Below are 21,847 nucleotides of genomic sequence, written 5' to 3' on the forward strand. Positions count from 1 at the left end.
ATGTTTTTGCGGTGCGCCGATACGTTCACACAGCAACTGCAATGGAAACCGAGCACGAGATTCACGTCGGGGACGCGAGCGACTGTGCGCTTCCTGATAATTCGATAGACCTCGTCGTCACCTCTCCGCCGTATCCGATGATAGAGATGTGGGACGACCTGTTTTCGGGGCTGAATCCGGACATCGCGTCGGCGCTGGAACGTGAAGACGGGGACACCGCCTTCGAGTTGATGCACGACGAACTCGACGGCGTGTGGTCGGAACTCGCCCGCGTGCTGAAACCGGGTGGCATTGCGGTCATCAACGTCGGCGATGCGACCCGAAAAGTGGATGGGACGTTTCAACTGTTTCCGAACCATTCACAGATTCTTCAGCAACTCCGGAATCAGGGCCTTCGTCCGCTTCCCGACATCCTCTGGCGAAAGCCGTCGAATCGCCTGACGAAGTTCATGGGGTCGGGAATGCTCCCGCCGAACGCCTACACCGCCCTTGAACACGAATACTTGCTCGTCTTCCGGAACGGAGATTCACGGCGATTCGAACCCGGTGCTGACCGACGATACGAGGCGGCGTATTTCTGGGAGGAGCGAAACGACTGGTTTTCGGACCTCTGGACCGCGGTTCGCGGCGAGATGCAGGAACTCGACCACGGCGACCTGCGCGAACGCTCCGCGGCGTTTCCGTTCGAACTCCCTTACCGCCTCATCTCGATGTTTTCGGTCTACGGCGACACCGTCTTCGACCCGTTTTGGGGAACCGGAACCACCTCCATCGCGGCGATGGTCGCGGGGAGAAATTCGGTCGGCTACGAACTCGAATCCGACTTTACCGGGGTATTCGAGGAGCGCGCCGAACAGGTTGCGGCCCTTTCGAACGATGTCATCCAGCGACGACTCGACGACCACCGCGAGTTCGTCGCCGAACACGACGGGGAACTCGCCTACGACTCCGACCACTACGATTTCCCAGTCAAAACGGCCCAAGAGAAAGAACTACAGTTTTACGAAGTGGCCGACGTGACCCGTGACGGAAATCGGTTTTTCGCCACGCACGAACCGTACTCCGAGTGATTTTTCCTTCTTTTCCCCTTCCGAGTAGCCTTTTGTCCCGCCGGACCGACACACCGGTATGACCTTCGATTCGTTCACCCTCGCGGCGAGCACCGCGGTGCTCGCGGACGAACCGCATGCCCGCGACCACGCCGACGTGGTCGAATTTCGCATGGATTTGGCGGACGACCCACTCTCCCAACTGGCCGACTACGACGGCGAACTACCGATTCTCGCCACGAATCGTGCGTCGTGGGAGGGTGGCGAGGCTACCGGCGACGAATCGAGATTGGACGCGCTCGAAACCGCCGCGGAGTACGACACCGTCGCCGCAATCGACCTCGAACTGGAGTGTCTGCTGTCGGGGGAGGGAAATCGAGTAGCCGAACACGCCCGCAAGCACGATTCGGCGGTCGTCGCCTCGATTCACGATTTCGAGGAAACGCCCGACGAAAACCGACTGCGGGAACTACTGGAACAGGCTACCGACTACGCCGACGTGGGGAAACTCGCCGTCACTGCGAATTCGCGGTCAGACGTTCTCGATCTGCTCTCGGTGACGAATCGACTGACCGAGCGCGGACGAACCGTGGCGACGATGGCGATGGGCGAAATCGGTCGCCATTCCCGCGCCGTCGCTCCGATTTACGGGTCGAAAATCGGCTACGCGCCGTTGAATTCGGCGGACGCAACGGCACCGGGGCAGTACGATTTGGCCACGCTGTCGCAGTTGGTGCGAGAACTACAGGGATGACGAGCCGTGATTTTCTGGTAGAATAAAGACGAGTTCAACTGCTTGCTTTAGACCACACTGGAGGTTATCGCTAGTGATTGTTCGACTTTTCACGGAGAATCAGCAAGACGGGTTTCCGTCGCAAGTCGACTGGTCAAATTTGGCTTGGGGCGGGCAGGCCAGTGGCCTGCCCGCCCCGCTGTCCTGGTGTCTTGAAAACGCAGAGCGTTTTCAACGGCAGGAAAGAGCGTGTCTCTTTCAGCGGCAACGGGCGAGCGAAGAACGAGCGGGTGATGAGCGAGGGCGTGACCTAGAGTCGCTATTCGCACTCAACTCGGCATCGTCTCCAATTCTGTAACTGAGGAAACGTCACGAGCACCACGTTCGTCACGATTGCCGAATTTTGTCAATTACTTCTCACCAAGAACGTCCCTGCGATGAAAGCCGTATTGCAAGGATTTAACACCGCCCAACAACAACCCACGAAAAATGACACGAAAGCGCCCGTGGCTGGCGGCGGTCTTTGCTCTCGTCTATCCCGGGTTGGGTCACACTTATCTGCGTCAGTGGCTTCGCGCGCTTCTTTGGTTCGGATTTGCCCTCGTCACTGTGATGGTGTTCATTCCGCAGGAGACGTTTCAGGCGGTCGAAAGCGGTGGCTTCTCCGTCTACTACGAAGAACTGAGTTCACTGCCCTTCGAGGTCACCCTCCCGATTCTCGTCGTCCAGTTGTGCAACGTGATTGATGCCTACTGGTCTGCACTCCGAAACAACCGTGCGGCCGCCGCGACGGCGACGGCCGGCGAAGGCGAGGTGCGCTGTCCACACTGCCGGAGGAACGTGGACGACGACCTCGACTTCTGTCACTGGTGTACGAACCCAATCGACACCGAAACCGCGGCCCAGTAAATCGCGTTCGAACTCCTCTTTTCCGGACTACTGCTCGATGATGCTCTCTTCGACGCTTTCGCCGAAGTGGCGCGCACCGCCCTCCAGATAGAGTTTCAGTTCGTCGCCGACTTCGAGGTCGGTCACCGCTTTTCTGCCGTCCTGCGTCGCGACTTTGATGGTTTCTGCGTTCTGAAGCAGCGTCTCGACTCGGTCGCCGTCCTCGGTTTCGACTTCGACGCGGAACATCGGGCGCTTCTCGATTTTCACCCGCCCGACGATTGCCTCGCGGGTGTTGCCGTCGGTATCGACCAACTGAACTTCGTCGCCGCTCTGGAGTTCGGCGAGGTATTTCGTCCCGCCGTCCGGCACGCGAACGTAGGCGTGGACTGCGCCAGCATTCACTCGGAACGGCCGCGAGGCGACGTAGGGCGATTCGGCTGTTTCCGCGTGGACGAAAAAGAGGCCCCGCGACATCGACCCGACGAGCATGCCCTCGTCGTGTTCCATCAGCGACCCCGTATCGACGCAGACGCGGTCTGCACTTCCGGTCTGCTCGATGGTCAGCACTTCGCCCCACTCCAAATCGAGCGTTTCGCGCTCCGCGGTGTCCCGAACGTCTACCGTCGCTCGAATCTCGTCCGGACTGTCGCTGTCGAGCAGAACCGCGTCGGCACCGAGTTCCAGCGTCTCGAACGCGGTTCGGGCCTCCTCGGCGTTCGTAACGCCAGCGACCAAATCGGTTTCCTCGCCGATTCTGGCGATGAGGTTTTCGAGCGGGATGATCGTCCAATCCTCGCCGACGACGATGGTGTAGTCGCCTTCCTCTGCCGCTGCTTCCGCGAAGGCCTCGTACTCTTCGCTCAGGATTCGAACGAAGGCACCCTCCGCCGCGTCCTCGCGCCGAAGCGTGGACAGGTCGGCGGAACCGGAGAAATCCGAGGGAAGGTCAACCGTTCCGTCGCCTTCGCCGTCCTTGCCGACGATTCTGGCGTCCGGTTCGGGTACTTCCTCGTTTTCTTCCACGTCGAAGACGTGAACGTCGCTGTCGGCGCGGAACGCCGCGACGTTGACCTCGCCGAGTGTTCGCACGCGCTCTACGTCGCGTTCGTCCACCAGCACCCAGTCAACACCGGCTTCCAATCCGGCGGTAATTCGTTTGCGGCGGTCGTCCCAGTCGCCAACGTCGGAATCGGCTTTCAGCCACACGGAGCGTGTCATGCTGAATCGGTCGTAGGCACGTGGCTTGAACGTGGCGGAATCCGCAACTTCTCGCCATTTCCCACGAACTTCACCCCACTCGGTAGCTTTTTTCTATCCACTCGGTTATTACTATCAAATGACCAATATCGACGCGGTTCTCTTCGACCTCGACTCGACGCTGTGTGTCTCCGACCAAGACGAGGAGGCAGTTCTCGCTGAGGCGTTCGACCGTGCATCAGTCGAACAGTACTGTACGGTCACGGACATCATTGCCGCGGTAGACGACATTACAACCCCGAAAACGCCACACGAGTTTTACGAATTTTGCTTCGCCGCCGCCGCTCGGGAGGCAGGTGTCGAGACGCCTCACGCATCGGCGCTCGCCACAGCGTACGAGGAGTGTCTCGACCATTCTGCGGTCTCGTTCCGCCCCGGCGCAGAGGCAGCATTGGAGGCCGCTAGCGACGCGAAACTCGGACTCGTAACGAATGGGGGCGAAGCAAACCAGACCGTCAAATTAGAAGCACTCGGAATAACTGATGTCTTCGACACGCACGTCTTCGTCAACCCCTCCGGTGGTGTTCCACCGAAACCCGACCCGACTCCCTTCGAGCACGCCCTGACTGAACTCGACGCGACGCCAGCCGATGCGATTCACGTCGGCGATTCGCTGGGTGCTGATGTGGCCGGTGCAAATGCCCTCGGCATCGATTCCGTCTGGGTTCCCTATCGAGAGCAAATAACAGACCCTATCCCCGAGCCGACGTACACGCTTCACTCGCTTGCGGAATTTCCGAGTCTCCTCTAAAATCAGATTTCGACCGAACTCTGCCTCATTGTGTTTTCGGCCGACAGGTTTCGTAGACGACGCTCGAAACCGCTTGGACGATAACTGATGGATTATGCCCCCGAGGACAATCTGTTCGTCGTTTCCGAACTGGCCCAGAGAACGAGTACCGACCCAGTGACTGCTGTGGCCAGCAGTGCAACGCTGTCCAATGACTGCGTCCAGTCAGATTCGAACACTGCAACTGGAACGACGATGCCAGCGATTCCAACGCTCGTCAGCGCGAGAAATGCGAACCGTATCCGCTGGCCTTTGGGGCGTATCGCGCGACACAACTGCCGAGCACCAGTAAAACCGGTGGAATCGCGAGAACCGGTGTTCCGAGGAAGATGTACGCGAGAAACAGGAGGGAGCTTGCGAAAATCATCCCAAGGCTGAAAACATCAGACTCACGAACAGAATCCATTGCGAATGGATGAATTTCTGATAGTATGTTCGTTTCGGTCACGATGGTATATTCGACAGCTTACGCGTTAGCCAGTAACCCAACTTCCGCAAGCGCGTCCTCGGCGGACAAATCGTCGTGGACGACGCCGGAAACCGCCCGAGCGATTGCCTTCGGATTGTCGTGCTGGAAGACGGAGCGGCCAATCGAGACGCCCGCCGCGCCCGCGTCCATCGCGCCGCGAACCGCGTCGAGGGTCGCTTCGTCGCCCTCCGGTGCGCCGCCCGCGATGACCACCGGGAGGCGCGTCGATTCGACGACGTGTTCGAAGCTGTCCGAGTCGCCGCTGTAGGCCGTCTTCACGACATCTGCGCCGACTTCCTCCGCGAGTCGAACCGCGTGGCCGAGATTTTCCGCGTCGTGTTCATCGACATCCGGGCCGCGAGCGTAGGACATGGCGAGGACGGGCATGCCGAACTTATCCGCCTTGCTGGTGACCTCCGAGAGTTCGGTGATTTGTTTGGGTTCGTAGTTGCTTCCGACGTTGATATGAAAAGAGACGGCGTCCGCACCGGCCCGAATCGCTTCCTCGACGGTGCCGGTCATTCGTTTATCGTTCGCATCCGGGCCGATTGTCGTGGAGGCGTTCAGGTGGACGATGTAGCCCGCGTCGTTTTTGTTCGGATGGACGCGCGGCGCGATTCCCTTCTGCGTGAGAACGGCGTCCGCGCCGCCCCGTGTCACCGCGTCGATTGTCGATTCGATGTTCTTCAGGCCGCGTACTGCGCCCAGTGTAATGCCGTGGTCCATCGGAACGATGACGAAGCGTCCGTCGCGTCCGATGCGGTCGAGTCGTGCTGCAATTCCAGTGTTCATTGTGTGACTGTGTAGCAAGCTAGTGTGAAATTCATTCCGGTTGCGGTACTTCCTGTGTCCCGTCGCGTGCCCCGGATTTGAGTTCCGCGGCCTTCGATTCGAGACGCTTTGCGACGTTCTCGCCCGAGGCGATGATGTCCACGAGGGCGCTTCCGACGACGACGCCGTCAGCGCCCGCCGAGACGATCTCTTTGGCGTGTTCGCCCTCGCTCACGCCGAAACCGACCGCCTTCGGCAGGTCGGTTTCGGCGAGTCGGGAGAGACTGTCGTGGGTCGCACCGCTCACGTCGGCCTGCGCCCCGGTGGTTCCCATTCGGGCTTGCACGTAGACGAACCCGGACGCCTGCGAGAGAATTCGTCGTTCGCGCTCGTCCGTGGTCGTCGGCGCGACGATGAACACGAGGTCGAGGCCGTGTTCGTCACACGCCTCCCGAAGCGAGTCGCTTTCTTCTACCGGAAGGTCGGGAACGATGAGTCCCGAAATCCCGGTCTCTCCTGCAGCAGAAACGAACGACTCGACGCCTTCAGAGTCGCCGTATTGGTAGATGAGGTTGTAGTAGGTCATGCAGACGATTGGCACGTCCACGTCCAGTTCGGAGACGAGGTCGAGATATTTGTCGGGCGTCATCCCGCCGGAAAGCGCGCGTTGGATGGCGTTCTGAATCGTCGGGCCGTCGGCAATCGGTTCCGAAAACGGCAGGCCGAGTTCGATAACGTCTGCGCCACCCTTCGCGAGAGCGCGGACGTACTCCTTCGTCGCCTCCGGATTCGGATCGCCAGCGACGACGTAGGGAATCAGGGCTGGTTCGCCGGAAAAGGCGGATTCGAGGGTCGATTGCTGATTGCTCATTCAAATACCTCCATGCTCGGTGCAGTGTCAATGCCGCGCTTTTCGCTCTCCTCGATGACCGTATCGAGGTCTTTGTCCCCTCGTCCGGAGACGTTGACGACGACGAGGTCGCCCAATTCGTCGGACTCGTCCGAATTTTCTGCCTCTTCCAGATAGGCAATCGCGTGGCTTGACTCCAGCGCGGGGATAATTCCCTCCAGTTTCGACAGTCGATGGAACGCTTCGAGCGCGGCGTCGTCACCGACGCTCACGGGCGTCACGCGACCCGTTTCCGCGAGATGCGCGAGTTCCGGGCCGACGCCGGAGTAGTCGAGTCCAGCGCTCACGCTGTGGGATTCGAGAATCTGCCCGTCTCTGCTCTGGAGCAGTTTGGTTCGCGCGCCGTGGAGCACGCCGTCTTCGCCCGTCGAAAGCGAGGCGGAGTGTGGAGCGAGGCCTTCGTCCTCGTCAATCGCCAGGCCCGACCCACCCGCTTCGACCGCGAACAGGGATACGTCCCCATCTCCCACGAACTCGTGGAACGCACCCATCGTGTTCGACCCGCCGCCCGCGCAGGCCACGACGCTGTCCGGCAGTCTGCCCGCCTGCTCTTGAATCTGCTTTCTCGCTTCGTCGCTGATGACCGCCTGAAAGTCGCGCACCATCTGCGGGAAGGGATGCGGGCCGACGACGCTTCCGATGACGTAGTGGGTGTTCTCCACGTTGGTCGCCCAGTCGCGCATGGTCTCGTTGATGGCCTCTTTGAGCGTTCCCGAGCCAACGTCCACTGGATTCACCTCCGCGTCGTGGGTTCGCATCCGGAAGACGTTCGGGCGCTGGCGGTTGATGTCGGTGCGGCCCATGTACACTTCGCAGTCGATGCCGAGGTAGGTCGCGGCCATCGCGGTCGCCGTGCCGTGCTGGCCCGCGCCGGTTTCCGCGACGATTCGGTCTTTGCCCATGTACTTCGCCAGCAACACCTGTCCGAGCGCGTTGTTCAGTTTGTGTGCCCCGCCGTGGAGCAGGTCTTCCCGTTTCAGATAGATGTCGCGGTCGTATCGCTCGCTCAGGGCGTCGGCGCGCTGGAGCGGCGTCGGTCGTCCGCCGAAGTCGCGGAGGTGGCGACGGAACTCGTCCATGAACCCGTCTTCGTTCTCCAAGACGTATCGTTCGTAAGCAGATTGCAGTTCCTCGATGGCGGGCATGAGGACTTCCGGGACGTACTGGCCGCCGTACTCGCCGAATTTGCCGTCCTCGTCGAATCTGGTTTCACTCATGCAGAAACCAACCTCTGGGTGTTCTCCGCAACATCGCCGTCCATAATCGCACTTCCGACGAGGAGGGCGTCCGCGCCCGCCTCGCGCATTCGTCGGGCGTCGTTCGTCGTCGTGATGCCGCTTTCTGCGATACAAGTCATCTCGTCCGGCACTTCGGGGGCGACCGACTCGAAGGTGTCGAGGCTCACCTCCAGTTTGCCGAGGTCGCGGTTGTTCACGCCGACGATGTCTGCGCCCGCGTCTGTCGCTTTTTCCAGTTCGCCGCGCGTGTGGACTTCGACGAGAACCTGAAAGCCACGCTCTCTCGCTGCTGTGACCAGTTGCGAAAGGTCGTCGCCCACGAATCGCGCGATGAGCAGGACGAGGTCGGCTTCCACCACGTCCAACTGCGCTTCCTCTACGACGAAATCCTTGCGGAGTACCGGAACGTCCACGGCTTCGCGAACCCGGCGCAGGTTCTCGGGCGACCCGCCGAAATGCTCCGGTTCGGTCAACACCGACAGTGCGGTCGCCCCGCCTTCGACCATCTGTTTCGCCAGTTCGACCGGGTCGTCGGTTCGGTTGCCGTCCGTCGTCGGACTCGTCGGCTTCACTTCTGCGATAACCGGAATCTCTCCTTTCGACTCTGTGCGTGCAATCGCGTCGGCAAACGAGCGTGCGTCTACCGACACGCGCTCGTCGGGTGTGTCTCGGTTTCTCGCGTCCCGAAGTATGGACTGCACCACGGGTGCGAGTTCGCCTTCTGCGTTCATTATCGTACATTAACGGACTAGTTTGTACATAAGACTTGCGTCCACGGGACGCCAATCTTGAAGAGTCGGACGTGCGTTCTCTCCGGTATGGACGAGAATGCCGGAATTTACGCGCAGGAATCGGCCTATCTGGGCCGATTCGTGCAAATCGGGGTGGCGAGCGGTCGCGTTCTGCGCGTCACGTTCCCTCGCGAAGCGGACGACGACGCCGAGGAAGACCACGCGGTGCTCGACAGAATCATCGCGTATTTGGAAGGCGTCGAGGACAACTTCGAGGACGTACAGGTCGCGCTAACGCTTCCGACCGACCAGCGGAGTGTCCTCGAAGCGGTACGAAAAGTTCCCTACGGCGAACAGGTGAACGTCGAAACCCTGACCCGGATGACTTCCGGACTCGACCACACCGAGGAGGCAGATTTGGAACTCGCCCGGACTGCCTTGGACGCGAACCCCGCGCCCCTGCTGGTGCCCGACCACCGGATTCGTGACGGGCCGAGTGCGGCACCACCGGACGTGGAGCAGAAGTTGCGGTCGCTGGAAGGGCTTTAATCGGTTTTTAGGCGGAACACCCAAAGTAGTGCTCCCGCTATCCGTGTAACGTCTACGGCGTTCTCCCCGAGTAACGGATTCGAGGCGAGCGTGAGATACAGTTCGACACCACCGCTCAGTGCCAGCGCACCCGCGGTGGCCACGGTAAACGCAGTCATCTTCCATTCGAGTAGCAGTGCAACACCCAACGGAATCCAGAGGAAAGAGAACAACAGTTTCCCGCCCAACGTGGCGGTTTGGTTGGGAGCGAACTCCCCGTATCCAAGGAGGACGAGCATCACCGCGAAGAGGACGAACATGAGAGCGACGACCGACCGGGATTTCTTGTTTGGTTCATCCATCAGTTTTGCACTGTCACGTCTTCAGAATATTGTTTCGGAATCCCTTGCTATTGCGGTGGATGACTTTTTGATGACTGCGAACGTATCTCTCCCCATGTACGTCCGGGATGCCAAAAACAGAGAGGAGGTCTGGTTGCTCGACAATATCGAGGCGATGGGACTGGACGAAACCGCCTTCCGCTCCCGAGATTACGTCATCGCTATCGACGAGGATTCCGGAACGAAGGCCGGGTTCGGCCGGATTCGAATCCACAAACCCGACGATTCCCCCGACATCTGTGAACTGACCAGCATCGGCGTCGTCTCCGCGTGGCGCGAACAGGGTGTCGGCGCACACGTTATCGAGCGCCTCATCGACAAGGCCGGGGACAACGATTTCGAGGACGTGTACGCCCTCGTCGGCGTTCCCGACTACCTCGCGCAGTTCGGGTTCGAACCTATCGACACGAGTGACCTGCCCCCGAAACTTCGGGACAGACTCGAATCGAAGCGCGAGCAGACCGAACCCGACGCCATCCCGATGGTGCTTTCCGTCGGCGAGTTCGAGATGCCCGACCGACTGCGCGAACGGTTCAAAGAAGCTCGGGAGCGGAAAGTTTCGGAGTCGACGGGGGACGACACCGAAGGGATGGCCAAAGAGTTCGGTATCGACCCCGACGAAGCAACCTACAAGTACGACACCGGTCGTCACTAATCGTTCGTGGAGTTGTTGTTTTTTCGAAAAGGTAGTCGTGCCGTAGACGACTGATTCTGGTACCTTAGCTTTGCTCCAATCTCGGAAATTGGGGGATGACTGTGAGAAAATGAATGTTATTGGATTCTAGGTAATCACGACGCCAATGAAACCGCCACCGCACCACAACCGCAGTGTCCCCACTCCTCCCCGCCAGCGCAGATTTGGGCTCGTGCCTCACTATCGTTCGTCACTCGCCGAGTGCGCTGGCGCAACCATGCGGCAGGTCAATCAAGCGATATGGCGCTGGCGAGCCGTCAAGGAGTTCACCTCCGAGAAGTCGAATCGAAGCCGTGCGAGGGATGAGGCTTGCAAGACGCTTTGCGCCTTGCTGACCTGCGGCCGTAGCCCGCAGGCATCGGAGCGACCGAAGGGAGCAAGAAGCGCAGTCGGTTGGGGAGGCGTGTGGCTGTCGCGGTGCGGTGGCGGTTTGATTGGCGTCGGCATCAGTAAACGAAATCACGAGTGAACCCTCGTTTGTCAGACAACGACAACAAACAATGTAAGCATAAAATCCACAAAAACCACCCCGAAATCGCTATTCCCAGAGGTGGTACAAATCGTCCCGAGGCGGTTCTGAAACCACCTCTTCGTCCACCACCAGTTCGCCATCCCCGTCGACGACTCGACCAATCTCGTCTGCCGAAATCCCCGCCCCTCGAAGGTCTGAAAGCACCGCCGAAACCGCCTCTTCCGGAACCGCGGCGAGCAGTGCCCCGGAGCCGAAAATCCGTAGTGGGTCAACGCCCATCGTGTCGCAGAATTTCCGCGTTACGTCCCGAACCGGCACGTCCTCGCGTGCGACTTCGAGACGCACGCCGGAGGCTTCGGCCATCTCCAGCAGGCCGGTTACCACCCCGCCCTCGGTCGGGTCGTGCATGGCCGTGGCGTGCTCGCGGCAAATTCGGGCGTCTTCGACCACGCTGATTTCCTCGAAGAAGGATTCGCCTCGGTTCGCATTCTCGCCGACCTCGTCGCGGAAATCGGTGGCGAGGATGGCTGTGCCCTCGATTCCGGCCCCTTTGGTTAGAATCAGTCTGTCGCCCGGCTTTGCCCCGGCGGTGGGCACGAACTCGTCGGTAAGCCCCATGCAGGTCATCGTGACCATCGGGCGCGAGAGGTCGGGGGCGTATTCGGAGTGTCCGCCGACGATGGCCACGCCCAAATCGCGTGCTGCATCGTCTATCTGCTGGGTTACCACGTCCAGCGTTTCGGGGTCGTCGTCCGACAAAAAGACGACGTTGGTCAACCAGCGTGGGTCTGCGCCGGAGGCGGCCACGTCGTTGCAGGCGACGTTGACGGCCAAGGTTCCGAGGCGTTCGCGAGCCAGCGACAGCGGGTCGGAACTCACGACGAGCGACTGGTCGCCGACCCGAATTTCGGCGGCGTCCTCGCCGTATCCGGGGCCGACCTGCACGTCGTCGTCTCGCGCACCCGTGCGCGAGACGACCATCGCAAGGTCGTCGGGGTCGAGTTTGCCTATCATGGACGAAATTTCTCACGGCGGGGAGATGTGCGTTTCGCCACGAGACACGGCGATAATGGGTTCGGAAACTCTTCAACCGAGTCGGGATAGTTCTTTTGTGGATGCCCTCGTACCTCGGTCGGGGGTACCATGGCAGACAGAATGCAGACAGGACCGATTCTGATACTCGGAGAGGATGCACAGCGAACCAGCGGGCGCGACGCCCGGGAGATGAACGTCACGGCGGCGAAGGCCGTTGCCGAGGCGGTACGAACCACGCTCGGCCCGCGAGGGATGGACAAGATGCTCGTGGATTCGATGGGGGACGTGGTCATCACGAACGACGGCGTCACCATCCTGAAGCAGATGGATATCGAGCATCCAGCGGCGACCATGGTGGTCGAAGTCGCGGAAACGCAGGAGGACGAAACCGGGGATGGAACGACCAGCGCGGTCATCCTCGCTGGCGAACTGCTGAAACGCGCAGAAAACTTGCTCGAACAGGGTGTCCATCCGACCGTCGTCGCTCGTGGGTATCGACTGGCCAGCGAGGAGGCGCGCGATGTTCTCCAATCGAAATCGTATCCGGTCGAAGAGGCGGGTTTGCTGACCGAAATCGCACAAACTGCCATGACCGGAAAGGGGGCAGAAGCCGCGAAGGAGGCGCTTTCGGAACTCGTCGTTACTGCGGTACGGGCGGTTAGAGACGAGGAGGAAATCGACCTGTCGAACGTCTCCGTCGAAACCGTCGTCGGAGGTGGGATTTCCGATTCCGAACTCGTCGAAGGTGTCGTCGTGGACAAAGAACGGGCCGACGACAACATGCCGTGGCAGGTCGATGACGCGAAAATCGCGCTCATCGACACGCCAATCGAGGTGCGCGAAACCGAGACGGACACCTCGGTCAGCGTCACCGACCCCGACCAACTGACGACGTTTATCGAGCGCGAGGAAGCGCAACTCCGCGAGATGGTCGAGAGAATCACCGACAGCGGCGCGAACGTCGTCTTCTGTCAGAAAGGAATCGACGACATGGCCCAAAATCTGCTCGCGAAGGAGGGCATCCTCGCCGTCCGCCGGACGAAAGCGAGCGACATGAAACAGCTCGCCCGGGCGACGGGCGGCAAAGTCGTCTCCAGTTTGGACAACATCGACCCCGAAGACCTCGGCGAGGCGGGAACCGTCGGCGAGCGCGACGTGGCGGGCGACACCATGATTTTCGTGGAGGACTGCGAGAATCCCAAAAGCGTCACTCTGCTCCTCCGCGGCGGAACCGAACACGTCGTAGAAGAAGTCGAACGGGCGGTTCACGACGGCCTTGGCGTGGTTCGTGTCACCCTGCTCGACGGACAGGTGCTTCCGGGCGGTGGCGCACCCGAAACGGAACTGGCCCTCGCTATCCGCGATTACGCGGACGGGGTCGGCGGCCGGGAACAACTCGCCGTCGAAGCCTTCGCCGACGCGATGGAGGCCATCCCGCGCACCCTCGCGGAGAACGCGGGCGTCGGGCCAATCGACGCCTTGACCGACCTTCGGAGCCAGCACGACGCCGGAGAGGAAGACGCGGGCCTCGCCGCCGAGACAGGCGAGGTGACCGACATGCTCGATGCGGGCGTGGTCGAACCGCTCCGCGTGAAAACCCAAGCCATCCAGAGCGCGACCGACGCCGCGGAACTCCTGCTCCGTATCGACGACGTGATTTCGGCAGGTGACCTCGGCAAGAGCGAGGGAGGCGAAGAACCCGAGATGGGCGGTATGGGCGGCATGGGTGGAATGGGCGGCATGGGCGGCCCGATGTGAAATCAGGCGGCGCCTGATTTCATATCCACGCTCGCACTCGCCTGAACAGCTCCATCTGGGCAACCGCTCGCGACTGCGACGCGCCCGGGTCGCAGTCGCTCCCGGTTCGTCGCCGCGGGATTAGTCGTGCACCGTCGAAGCCGTTACCGCGGCGTTTCGGTGCCCCACTTGTCGAGTGCGGTTTTCAGTTCGGGATGGTCTTCGGCGTACTCCTCGATAGGCGTGCCTGCAACGGATGCATCGACTGCTTGCCGGAGCGCCGCCGCACCCGCGCGTGTTCCGTCGGGGTGGCCGTGGACGCCGCCACCGGCCTGAATGGCGATGTTCTGTCCCTCGCGCTCGATGAGTTCGGGGACGAGTCCGGGGTGGAGTCCGCCGGAGGCAACGGGGAGCACGTCAGTCATGCCGTGCAGGTCGGAGTAGAGCCATTCGTTGATGCCTACCGTGTCCTCGTTTGCGAGTTTGCCGAGGTCTGCGGTTCCGGTGTGGAGTTGGTCAGCGCCGCAGAGTCGGGTGATTTGTGCGATGACGCGCATCGAAACGCCGTGGTCTTCGAGGCGGTCGAAGGCGGCGTGCATCGCGCGGTGAGCGTGAATTGCGAGGCCGAGTTCATCACAGCGCTCTCGCACCGCCTGCACCGCGGCCCAGCCGGTCGTTACCACGTCAACCATCACGTACTCACAGCCTTGTTCGGCCACCACGTCGGCGCGTTCGAGCATGGTGTTCGCGTCGGCAGTGATGTTGATGAGGTAGCTCTTTTTCTCGCCCGTCTCGTCCTGCGCGTCGTCGCGGTAGGAGAGACTCTCCGTGAGTCGGTCGTGGAACGGATTGAACGCTTGGTCGGTCAGGTTTTCGTCGTCCTTGAGGAGGTCTAAGCCGCCCATCCACGCCTCGTAGCCGATTTTCGCGTGCTGGTCGGTGGAGAGGCCGACTTTCGGTTTCGGAACCGTTGCCGTAATCGGGCGGTCGCCCGCGTCGAAAATCTCGTTTCGAACGTCGCTTCCGAACTGCGGGCCGGGGAACGAGTTCGTGAGTGCTTCGGGCCACTCGCAGTCGAGGAGGCGAATGCGGTCAACCGCCTTCATGCCCATGATGTTGCCCGCGATGCAGGAGAGCACCTGCGCCATGTTGCCGCCCTCGAACAGTTCGTCGGGGTAGGCGACTTGAATCGTGTTTCCGTCGATGTCGAACGTCGTGGCGCTCAGGTCGGTGATGCCGCCTTCGACCTGTAGTTCCGCCCACGTTCCGTTGGAGCTCTCGCTTGCGACGCGGGACGCCGCGTCCTCCATGTCCATGTCTGCCGCGGGGTCGATGTGGAAGGTGCAGACGAGTTCGGAGTCGGCGGGCGTGTAGTCCAAATTCAGGAAGTCTTCGTATGTGATTCCCGGCATAACCTGATACTTCATCGTCATCGGTTAAAAAACCGACCGCCGATTTTGGATGGAAGTCAGTTGAAGAGGGGCGAGAACAGCTAAGCACGTTCCCGTCGTTTTCACCTCACTATGCTACCGGAGCGAGTGCTCGTGGCGGGAGCAACGGGGAATCAGGGTGGGGCAGTCGCGCGACACCTCATGGAGCGAGGTATCGAAGTGTACGCGTTAACGCGCGACGAATACGGCGATTCGTCGCGCGAATTGGACGAGTTAGGTGCACACATCGTGGAAGCAAACCTGCGCGACAAGGAGTCGCTTCACGACGCAGTTCGGGAGGGTGACGTGGATGCCGTGTACTGCGTAACGACGCCGATAGAGGGGCCTGACGCCGAAATCGAGCAGGGAACCAATCTCGGCGAAGTCGCCGCGGAACACGGCGTCGAGCAGTTCGTCTTCAGTTCCGTCTGGGGTGCGGACGAGGACACCGGAATCTCATTTTCCAGTCCAAGCATACAATCGAGCGCAGACTGGCCAATCTGGATTTGCCGCTCACCATCGTGCGACCAGTCTCGTTCATGCAGAATTTGGAGCGTATGCGCGATGACATCATGAACGAGACACTTTCGATGCCGCTCGAACCCCGAGTTCCGCTCTACATAATCGACGTGGACGACATCGGCGCGTTCGTCGCTGAGGCCTTCCACGACCGAAACCGCTACGCCGGAAAGACGTTCGATTTGGCTGGCGACGAACTCACCATGTCGGCGATGGCGGCCCGACTGTCAGAGAGCATCGGTATCGACGTACTGGCCGACCACGTCCCAATCGAGAAATTCGAAGAGCGCGCGGGCGAAGCCTATGCCGACATGTACCGGTGGTTCAATCGAAGCGAGGCTCCGATCGACGTGGCGGAACTACGGACGAATCACGACGTTTCCTTCACGCTGTTCGAGGAGTACCTGCACGAACACGAGTGGGGCGAGTGAACGGAAAACCGACTACCAGAGCGTTCGTCCGGCGTCGTCTACGCGCCCGACCCAGAGCAGGTGCGTGAATGGGACAAATGCGAGAAGGTCGCCATCCTCGTCGAACAGTCTGACACCGACCTCCTCCATCTCGTAGTCGGCGCACCGAATCTGTTCACCGTCGGAGAGTTGTGCCTTGAACATCGCCGTGGATACACGACGTTCTTCTGCAAAGCTCTGCCGGGGGTAGCTTTTACTGCGAGAACGTCGTGTCCCTGTCATGGCCCGTATCTACGGATTCGAGGGGGAAGAGCCGTCGATTCACGAAGACGCCCACGTCAGTCGGGAGACGACACTGGTAGGCGATGTAGAAATCGACGCCGACGCGAGTATTTGGCCCGGCGTGGTTTTGCGGGGGGACGTTTCACCAGTTCGAATCGGTCGAGAGTCACACATCGGCGACAACGCCGTTCTCCACGCCTCAATCGTCGGCGACCGGGTGATGGTCGGTCACGGCGCGGTGCTGAACGATGCGGAAGTCGGGGACGGCGCGCTCGTCGGTTTCAACGCAGTCATCAACAGCGACGTGCGAGTTGGTGAGCGAAGCATCGTCGCGGCCGGAACTGTCACGCCCGAAGCCTTCGAAATCCCACCCGAATCGTTCGTTCGTGGGGTTCCGGCACAGATAACGCCGCTTTCCGAGACGGCTATCGACCCCGAGGAAATCTTCGAGGCGTACTCCTCCGGAGCGTACACCGACCTCGTAGAACGACACGAGGAACTGTTCGAGTAGCGGTTTGTGAACGAATAGTTCGTTCTGTCGAAAGAAATAAGCTTGCTAGCGCAAGCACGGGATGATTGGGTCGCCGTTCCCAACGTAATCAAGTGAGTAACACCGATAAATCCGTCCCGAACGCACCCGCGGAATCGGGCGGGCACCCTCCAACGACGGATTTGTTCGAAAACCGGGAGTTCGTGCTGGTTTCGAACCGAGAGCCGTACACGCACGAACGCGACGACGGGTCGGTTAGCGTCGTCAGACCGGCGGGTGGTCTGACGTCCGCGCTCGACCCGATGATGGCGACTACCGGCGGAACGTGGGTCGCGTGGGGCAGCGGCGACGCGGATGCCGAAGTGACTGACGAAAACGGCTGCGTGCGTGTCCCGCCGGAATCCCCGTCTTACGAACTGAAACGCGTATTCCTGAGCGACGAACAGGTGTCGGACTACTACTACGGCTACAGCAACGAGGTGCTGTGGCCGTTGTGTCACTCCGACACCGCGAAGATGACGCCGAACGCGAGATACTGGCGACAGTATCGGAACACAAACCAGCAGTTTGCGGACGCGATTTGCTCCCGAATCGACCCGTCGAATGCCGTCGTCTGGTTTCAAGACTATCACTTCGCGCTCGCACCCCGAATGGTACGCGAGCAGGTTCCCGACGCCTTCTGCATGCAGTTTTGGCACATCCCATGGCCGTCGTGGGACGTGTTTCAAAGCTGTCCGCAGTACGACGAACTGCTTTCCGGACTGCTGGCGAACGACCTGCTCGGCTTCCATCTCGACCAGTACTGTCTGAACTTCCTCGATTGCGTTTCCCACGCGCTCGATGCGGACGTAGACCGGAACCGCGGTCGAATCGACTACGACGGGAGAACCATCCGTGTCGAGGCGTTCCCGCTCGGCATCGACACCGCGGAGCGACGGCAGCTTGCCGAGTCGAGCGAGGCGGACGAACAGTGGCAATCACTGCGCGAAACGTATCCGATTCCCGACGAGGGACAACTGGCGCTCGGCGTGGATAGGTTGGATTATACGAAGGGAATCGAACAGCGCCTCGATGCCCTTTCACACCTCTGGGAGTGGTATCCCGACTGCCGGGAACGACTCACCTACGTCCAGAAAGTGACCGAGAGCCGGAGTCAAATCGACGAGTACCAGCACCTACAGGCGAGCGTCGAAGAACGGGTCGAACGAATCAACGACCGGTTCGCAACGGAGACGTGGCAACCCATCGTCCCCATCGACGACCACCTCCCGCAGTCGGCGCTGGCCGCGTTGTACCGGGAAGCCGACATCTGCCTCGTGAGTTCGCTCAGAGACGGGATGAATCTCGTGGCGAAAGAGTTCGTCGCCTCGCAGGTTGACGACCCGGGCGTGTTGGTTCTGAGCGAACTCGTTGGCGCGCACGAAGAACTCGGGGAACTCGCGCTGACGGTTCATCCGAACGACACGGAAGCGTTTGCGGCCACCATCGAAGACGCACGGGAGATGCAACCGGCGGAGCGGAAAAACCGAATGGCCCAGCTCCGAGAACAGGTCGAAACAAACGACATCGGTCGATGGAAACGGGATGTCCTTCAGGCGGCGAGCGACCTTCTGCAACAGCAGTGACGATTCGCTACTCGTTCTTTGTTTCCAATTGGGCCTGCACTTCGTTCGTCAGTTCTCGAAGCCCCTCGCTGATTTCGACTGCATATTCGGCAGGATTCCGAAGCGCCCGACATGCAGGTGGCAAGTTCCGGCGTCGTTCTCGCGCCCGGTCTGCAATCGCGTCGAGGCCCGGCGGGTCGTACACCCGTGTTCCGTTTTCGAACACCGTGACGAGTTGTTCTTCTCCTCCAGAATCATCCTCGCTTCCGTCCCGGACAGCCTCATCTTCGCTACCGACATCCTCGTCCCGCAGGGCGAGGATGTCCTTTCGATACTCGCTTTCTTCCCCGTGCTTTTTGCGCCGGACGCTCTTCGCGCCCGGATACGTGACTTTGCCTGAGGAGAGTTTCATGCTCGGCACCATCTCGCCGTCGCGCTCGATTTCGGTCAGTTTGTAGACGAGGTCGAGCGAGGGCGCGTCCTCGCTCGTCGTGAGCGCGGTTCCGGGACCGAACCCGGTGGCGACCCCGCCGCGTTCGAGGAAATCCGCGATTTTGTACTCGTCCATTCCGGAGGAGACGAAAATCGGTGCCTCTCCGACGATTTCCGACACGTCCTTCGAGAGCGCGACGAGGTCGCCCGAATCGAGACGAACGCCGACCTCGGCGTCGTGTTCGTCGGCCACCTCCATCGCGATTCGTGCCCCTTCGATAGTGTCGTAGGTATCGACCAGTAAAATCGAATCGTCGCCGTACTGCTCGGTGAACGTGGAAAACGACTCGCGCTCGTCTTCGAAGCTCTGCACCCACGAGTGGGCCATGGTTCCGTAGACGGGGATGTCGAACGCCTCCCCCGCCGAAACGAGCGAAGTTCCGTCGAAGCCGCCGACGACGGCGGCGCGGGCGGCTTTCATCCCGGCGTCGGTGCCGTGGGCGCGCCGGGAACCGAAATCGACGAGTGACTGGCCGTTTCCGTGGCGTTCGACGGCTTCGCGCATTCGCGCCGCTTTCGTCGCCACGAGGCTCTCGAAGCCGACTTGATTCAGCAGGAGCGTTTCTAGCAGTTGGGCTTCGAAGATGGGGGCAGTCACCTCCAGAATCGGCTCGTTCGGAAACACCGGGGTACCTTCCGGAAGCGCCCGCAGTTTGCCCGTGAACTCGAACTCCGCGAGTTTGTCGAGGAAGTCGTCCTCGAATCCTCTGTTTCGGAGATACGAGATGGCTCGTTCGCCGAACGACAGCGTTTCGATGCTGGCGATTGCCTGCTCCAATCCCGCCGTGAGCACGTAGCCCCTGTCCGCCGGTAGTTCGCGAAAAAACAGGCTGAAAGTCGCCATCGGATTGTGATTCGCACCGTGATACCCCTGCAACATCGTCAGTTCGTAGAGGTCGGTGAACAGTCCCAGATTCCCGGGCGTGACGTACCCGAAGTTCGGTTCCCCGTTTTCTCCCTCGTTCCCCACCATAGCCTTTGGGACGACGGGAAATCAGTAATACCTGTGGGCGCGGGAGACAGTCGAAAGCGACTGTCTCCCGCAGTCCGAACTTCGGTTTTTATCGCGAGACGTTCTTTCGTGCGGCGTGAGGCGTTTATTCGCTCGCTTCTTAATGGTGGCATGAACTTGGAATCGCTGAAACCCGACTTTCTCACGCCGAATTGGAAATGCAATGCGTGCGGCAAAAAATACTGGCGCAACCGACGACAGTGCCGGAACTGTCAGAACACGGTTTTCGACCGCGTTCGATAGTCGCCAACCGTTCACCGATTAGCGGTCGCCGGGAAATTCGTTCGCAGAGCGCGGACGAATTTCCCCGTCCGCGTTCCGCCGCGCCTGTTCGTAAGCAACCGTCTTTTCCAGCGAGTAGCCACCCTCCGCAGTCGGCCCGCAGAAGGCATCGTGGGTCTGCCCACAGGCGATTTCTGCGGGGGAGTCTGCGGCCAGATGGTTGTGTTTGTCGGGTCGCCCCGCTCCCGGTGGAACGTCGATTTGGGCCGTCTCCGGCAGATACCGCCAGACGAGAACGACGATGAGAACCATCGCGCCCGCGGCAATCGCCGTCGTTCCGTCGTAACCCACCGCGACGTAGGCACCGCCAGCGAGCGCGCCGCCGATGCCGGAACCGACCTGTCCGATGCCGACCGTGAGGCTCATCAGCGACCCGCGCTGGTCGCCCGAAACCAGTTCGGTCAACATCGTCTGGAAGGGAGTCGCCCGCGTGGCGAACAACCCCATGACGACGAAGAAGAGGGCGTAGACTGCGAGGACGCCCACCGCAAGAAACGGCGTGGCGAACATGACCAGCGCGATGCCGATCGAGGCCGCGACGATGACGCGTTTTCGACCCACGCGGTCGGAGAGCGTTCCGGCCTGCGGCCCTGCCAGAACGTTGGCGATGCCACCCACGAAGAACATCGCGCCGATTGCGGTTCCGTTCATGCCGAGCGTGGCTTCCAGCCACGTCGGGAGGTAGGTCGTGTACAGCGCGTTACCCATGAACATCACGATGAACACCACCGTCGCGGCGGCGATTTCGGGCCGCCGGAGGAGAGTCGCGTAGGCTCCGACCGCCGACCCGAAGGAGAGCCTTCCGGTCGCCAACTGCACGTCCGGTTTCGGCACCGTCGTCCAGACGAGAACGAACGTCGCGGCCATCAGCACGGCGAAGAGGAGGAAGGGAATCCGGAAGCCGAGTCGTTCGGCGAGAATCGCACCCAGCGGAATCCCGGCGATCTGCCCGGCCGCGAAACCGCTGAACACCCAGCCGTTCGCCCACCCGCGCTGTTCGCGGGGGAAGTAGTCCCCGACGTAGGCGACTGCCGCACCGTTCAAAACGCCCCCAGCGATTCCGGCCAGACCTCGAACTGCCAGCAAAGAGGCGAAATCCCACGCCAATCCGTGGGCCGCGAGCGAAACCGTGAGGAGGGCAGTGCCGACCAGTAGAATCCGGCGACGACCCACGTGGTCTGAAATCGGGCCGACGACGAGCGAGAACGCTCCGACCGCCACCGCGTAGGAGGTGATGAGCGTGCCCAGAACCGCTTCCGGGGCCGACAACTGTTCCGCGATTCGCGGGAGGATGGGCGCGATAATCAGGGCTTGACTGGCGACGACGAACACCAACAGCCAGAGGACGAAGATGACGACGTAATCTCGCCTTTTTTGGTCATTCATCGTGTTCGTTTCTCTCGCTTGGTGGTTTTGGTGGTGGGCACTCGGTTTCCCCCTCTGCTCGCAGAAAGACACGGGTTGCGCGGGCAAAAGGGCATCTAGAGGAGGTGAAACCACCGTTGTAGGGAACTTCCCCGTGAATTTGCGAACGATGAGTTTCTGACGTTGATCCGAGATACTGGTTGTAAGTCCGACTTCAAAACTGCACGCTCTCAAATTTTGGACACTGTTGTTGGT

General features: G+C 60.8%; 22 protein-coding genes and 1 pseudogene. 10 read left to right on the forward strand and 13 right to left on the reverse strand.

Going from position 1 to position 21,847, the window contains the following annotated elements; all coding sequences use genetic code 11:
• The first annotated feature begins 41 nt into the window (after positions 1-41).
• The 3 genes from BW974_RS01765 to BW974_RS01775 all read left to right on the forward strand — a co-directional run bounded on the left by BW974_RS01765 (position 42) and on the right by BW974_RS01775 (position 2,691).
• On the forward strand, positions 42-1,070 hold the full coding sequence (locus BW974_RS01765) for a DNA-methyltransferase (protein WP_076427444.1): 1,029 nt from the start codon (positions 42-44) through the stop codon (positions 1,068-1,070).
• A gap of 58 nt (positions 1,071-1,128) precedes the next feature.
• Positions 1,129-1,803 carry a type I 3-dehydroquinate dehydratase gene (locus tag BW974_RS01770; RefSeq protein WP_076427446.1) on the forward strand — a complete coding sequence of 225 codons (675 nt, stop codon included), beginning with the start codon at positions 1,129-1,131 and terminating at the stop codon, positions 1,801-1,803.
• Positions 1,804-2,271: 468 nt separating this feature from the next.
• Entirely contained in the window at positions 2,272-2,691 is a 420-nt protein-coding gene (locus tag BW974_RS01775) for a DUF7575 domain-containing protein (RefSeq protein ID WP_076427448.1), read from the forward strand.
• 27 nt (positions 2,692-2,718) lie between these two features.
• Here BW974_RS01775 and BW974_RS01780 read toward each other — a convergent pair whose 3' ends face one another.
• On the reverse strand, positions 2,719-3,891 hold the full coding sequence (locus tag BW974_RS01780; RefSeq protein WP_076427450.1) for a 3-dehydroquinate synthase II: 1,173 nt from the start codon (positions 3,889-3,891) through the stop codon (positions 2,719-2,721).
• Between the two features lie 118 nt (positions 3,892-4,009).
• Here BW974_RS01780 and BW974_RS01785 point away from each other — a divergent pair, with 118 nt between their 5' ends.
• Complete coding sequence (locus BW974_RS01785) at positions 4,010-4,681, forward strand: HAD family hydrolase (protein ID WP_076427452.1); 672 nt, start codon at positions 4,010-4,012, stop codon at positions 4,679-4,681.
• A 92-nt stretch (positions 4,682-4,773) separates the two neighbouring features.
• Here BW974_RS01785 and BW974_RS24500 read toward each other — a convergent pair whose 3' ends face one another.
• The 5 genes from BW974_RS24500 to trpC all read right to left on the reverse strand — a co-directional run bounded on the left by BW974_RS24500 (position 4,774) and on the right by trpC (position 8,839).
• Positions 4,774-4,995, reverse strand: coding sequence for a hypothetical protein (locus BW974_RS24500; RefSeq protein WP_139328797.1), 222 nt, complete (start codon positions 4,993-4,995; stop codon positions 4,774-4,776).
• 191 nt (positions 4,996-5,186) lie between these two features.
• Positions 5,187-5,981 carry a 2-amino-3,7-dideoxy-D-threo-hept-6-ulosonate synthase gene (locus tag BW974_RS01790; protein ID WP_076427454.1) on the reverse strand — a complete coding sequence of 265 codons (795 nt, stop codon included), beginning with the start codon at positions 5,979-5,981 and terminating at the stop codon, positions 5,187-5,189.
• Positions 5,982-6,012: 31 nt separating this feature from the next.
• The gene (trpA, locus tag BW974_RS01795; protein WP_076427456.1) at positions 6,013-6,831 is read right to left on the reverse strand and encodes a tryptophan synthase subunit alpha; all 819 of its coding nucleotides are present in this window, start codon (positions 6,829-6,831) and stop codon (positions 6,013-6,015) included.
• Positions 6,828-8,087, reverse strand: coding sequence for a tryptophan synthase subunit beta (gene trpB, locus BW974_RS01800; RefSeq protein WP_076427458.1), 1,260 nt, complete (start codon positions 8,085-8,087; stop codon positions 6,828-6,830). The genes trpA and trpB overlap by 4 nt, the downstream gene beginning before the upstream one ends.
• Complete coding sequence (gene trpC / locus BW974_RS01805; RefSeq protein WP_076427460.1) at positions 8,084-8,839, reverse strand: indole-3-glycerol phosphate synthase; 756 nt, start codon at positions 8,837-8,839, stop codon at positions 8,084-8,086. The genes trpB and trpC overlap by 4 nt, the downstream gene beginning before the upstream one ends.
• An 87-nt stretch (positions 8,840-8,926) precedes the next feature.
• Between trpC and BW974_RS01810 the strand changes: the two genes are divergently transcribed.
• Positions 8,927-9,388 (forward strand): methylated-DNA--[protein]-cysteine S-methyltransferase, encoded by a 462-nt coding sequence (locus BW974_RS01810; RefSeq protein ID WP_076427462.1) that lies wholly within the window; start codon positions 8,927-8,929, stop codon positions 9,386-9,388.
• Here BW974_RS01810 and BW974_RS01815 read toward each other — a convergent pair.
• Positions 9,385-9,729 carry a hypothetical protein gene (locus BW974_RS01815; protein WP_076427464.1) on the reverse strand — a complete coding sequence of 115 codons (345 nt, stop codon included), beginning with the start codon at positions 9,727-9,729 and terminating at the stop codon, positions 9,385-9,387. The two genes, BW974_RS01810 and BW974_RS01815, sit on opposite strands and share 4 nt — an antisense overlap.
• A 94-nt stretch (positions 9,730-9,823) precedes the next feature.
• Here BW974_RS01815 and BW974_RS01820 point away from each other — a divergent pair, with 94 nt between their 5' ends.
• Entirely contained in the window at positions 9,824-10,423 is a 600-nt protein-coding gene (locus BW974_RS01820) for a GNAT family N-acetyltransferase (protein WP_076427466.1), read from the forward strand.
• A gap of 270 nt (positions 10,424-10,693) precedes the next feature.
• Here the strand turns inward: BW974_RS01820 and BW974_RS24505 are convergent, their stop codons facing one another.
• Positions 10,694-10,909 carry a hypothetical protein gene (locus BW974_RS24505; protein WP_139328798.1) on the reverse strand — a complete coding sequence of 72 codons (216 nt, stop codon included), beginning with the start codon at positions 10,907-10,909 and terminating at the stop codon, positions 10,694-10,696.
• 91 nt (positions 10,910-11,000) lie between these two features.
• Positions 11,001-11,948: an AIR synthase family protein gene (locus BW974_RS01825; protein WP_076427468.1), complete on the reverse strand. Its 948-nt coding sequence runs from the start codon at positions 11,946-11,948 to the stop codon at positions 11,001-11,003.
• Positions 11,949-12,089: 141 nt separating this feature from the next.
• Here BW974_RS01825 and thsA point away from each other — a divergent pair, with 141 nt between their 5' ends.
• Complete coding sequence (gene thsA, locus BW974_RS01830) at positions 12,090-13,727, forward strand: thermosome subunit alpha (RefSeq protein WP_076430188.1); 1,638 nt, start codon at positions 12,090-12,092, stop codon at positions 13,725-13,727.
• Between the two features lie 143 nt (positions 13,728-13,870).
• Here the strand turns inward: thsA and rbcL are convergent, their stop codons facing one another.
• A complete protein-coding gene (gene rbcL, locus BW974_RS01835; protein ID WP_076430189.1) occupies positions 13,871-15,118 on the reverse strand; it encodes a type III ribulose-bisphosphate carboxylase in 1,248 nt (415 codons plus the stop codon).
• 111 nt (positions 15,119-15,229) lie between these two features.
• Between rbcL and BW974_RS26350 the strand changes: the two are divergent.
• Positions 15,230-16,086 (forward strand): annotated as a pseudogene (locus BW974_RS26350) (NmrA/HSCARG family protein).
• Between the two features lie 12 nt (positions 16,087-16,098).
• Here the strand turns inward: BW974_RS26350 and BW974_RS24510 are convergent.
• Positions 16,099-16,347, reverse strand: a complete 249-nt coding sequence (locus BW974_RS24510; protein WP_139328800.1) for a hypothetical protein — start codon at positions 16,345-16,347, stop codon at positions 16,099-16,101.
• Between BW974_RS24510 and BW974_RS01845 the strand changes: the two genes are divergently transcribed.
• A complete protein-coding gene (locus BW974_RS01845) occupies positions 16,346-16,858 on the forward strand; it encodes a gamma carbonic anhydrase family protein (RefSeq protein ID WP_076427470.1) in 513 nt (170 codons plus the stop codon). The genes BW974_RS24510 and BW974_RS01845 overlap by 2 nt on opposite strands.
• 92 nt (positions 16,859-16,950) lie before the next feature.
• A complete protein-coding gene (locus tag BW974_RS01850; protein ID WP_245799874.1) occupies positions 16,951-18,462 on the forward strand; it encodes an alpha,alpha-trehalose-phosphate synthase (UDP-forming) in 1,512 nt (503 codons plus the stop codon).
• Between the two features lie 7 nt (positions 18,463-18,469).
• Here BW974_RS01850 and BW974_RS01855 read toward each other — a convergent pair whose 3' ends face one another.
• Together BW974_RS01855 and BW974_RS01860 are read right to left on the reverse strand one after the other, a co-directional pair.
• Positions 18,470-19,906, reverse strand: coding sequence for a nicotinate phosphoribosyltransferase (locus tag BW974_RS01855; RefSeq protein WP_076427472.1), 1,437 nt, complete (start codon positions 19,904-19,906; stop codon positions 18,470-18,472).
• Positions 19,907-20,206: 300 nt separating this feature from the next.
• The gene (locus tag BW974_RS01860) at positions 20,207-21,613 is read right to left on the reverse strand and encodes an MFS transporter (RefSeq protein ID WP_076427474.1); all 1,407 of its coding nucleotides are present in this window, start codon (positions 21,611-21,613) and stop codon (positions 20,207-20,209) included.
• Between the last annotated feature and the right edge of the window lie 234 nt (positions 21,614-21,847).

Source organism: Haladaptatus litoreus (assembly GCF_900156425.1).
In the GTDB taxonomy this organism is placed as follows: domain Archaea; phylum Halobacteriota; class Halobacteria; order Halobacteriales; family Haladaptataceae; genus Haladaptatus; species Haladaptatus litoreus.

Excerpts from the sequence above, each read along its gene's own strand:
- BW974_RS01765 (WP_076427444.1), top strand. The coding sequence starts at position 42 with ATGGAAACCGAGCACGAGATTCACGTCGGGGACGCGAGCGACTGTGCG.
- BW974_RS01770 (WP_076427446.1), top strand. The coding sequence starts at position 1,129 with ATGACCTTCGATTCGTTCACCCTCGCGGCGAGCACCGCGGTGCTCGCG.
- BW974_RS01775 (WP_076427448.1), top strand. The coding sequence starts at position 2,272 with ATGACACGAAAGCGCCCGTGGCTGGCGGCGGTCTTTGCTCTCGTCTAT.
- BW974_RS01780 (WP_076427450.1), bottom strand. The coding sequence starts at position 3,891 with ATGACACGCTCCGTGTGGCTGAAAGCCGATTCCGACGTTGGCGACTGG.
- BW974_RS01785 (WP_076427452.1), top strand. The coding sequence starts at position 4,010 with ATGACCAATATCGACGCGGTTCTCTTCGACCTCGACTCGACGCTGTGT.
- BW974_RS01790 (WP_076427454.1), bottom strand. The coding sequence starts at position 5,981 with ATGAACACTGGAATTGCAGCACGACTCGACCGCATCGGACGCGACGGA.
- trpA (WP_076427456.1), bottom strand. The coding sequence starts at position 6,831 with ATGAGCAATCAGCAATCGACCCTCGAATCCGCCTTTTCCGGCGAACCA.
- trpB (WP_076427458.1), bottom strand. The coding sequence starts at position 8,087 with ATGAGTGAAACCAGATTCGACGAGGACGGCAAATTCGGCGAGTACGGC.
- trpC (WP_076427460.1), bottom strand. The coding sequence starts at position 8,839 with ATGAACGCAGAAGGCGAACTCGCACCCGTGGTGCAGTCCATACTTCGG.
- BW974_RS01810 (WP_076427462.1), top strand. The coding sequence starts at position 8,927 with ATGGACGAGAATGCCGGAATTTACGCGCAGGAATCGGCCTATCTGGGC.
- BW974_RS01815 (WP_076427464.1), bottom strand. The coding sequence starts at position 9,729 with ATGGATGAACCAAACAAGAAATCCCGGTCGGTCGTCGCTCTCATGTTC.
- BW974_RS01820 (WP_076427466.1), top strand. The coding sequence starts at position 9,824 with ATGTACGTCCGGGATGCCAAAAACAGAGAGGAGGTCTGGTTGCTCGAC.
- BW974_RS24505 (WP_139328798.1), bottom strand. The coding sequence starts at position 10,909 with ATGCCGACGCCAATCAAACCGCCACCGCACCGCGACAGCCACACGCCT.
- BW974_RS01825 (WP_076427468.1), bottom strand. The coding sequence starts at position 11,948 with ATGATAGGCAAACTCGACCCCGACGACCTTGCGATGGTCGTCTCGCGC.
- thsA (WP_076430188.1), top strand. The coding sequence starts at position 12,090 with ATGCAGACAGGACCGATTCTGATACTCGGAGAGGATGCACAGCGAACC.
- rbcL (WP_076430189.1), bottom strand. The coding sequence starts at position 15,118 with ATGCCGGGAATCACATACGAAGACTTCCTGAATTTGGACTACACGCCC.
- BW974_RS01845 (WP_076427470.1), top strand. The coding sequence starts at position 16,346 with ATGGCCCGTATCTACGGATTCGAGGGGGAAGAGCCGTCGATTCACGAA.
- BW974_RS24510 (WP_139328800.1), bottom strand. The coding sequence starts at position 16,347 with ATGACAGGGACACGACGTTCTCGCAGTAAAAGCTACCCCCGGCAGAGC.
- BW974_RS01855 (WP_076427472.1), bottom strand. The coding sequence starts at position 19,906 with ATGGTGGGGAACGAGGGAGAAAACGGGGAACCGAACTTCGGGTACGTC.
- BW974_RS01860 (WP_076427474.1), bottom strand. The coding sequence starts at position 21,613 with ATGAATGACCAAAAAAGGCGAGATTACGTCGTCATCTTCGTCCTCTGG.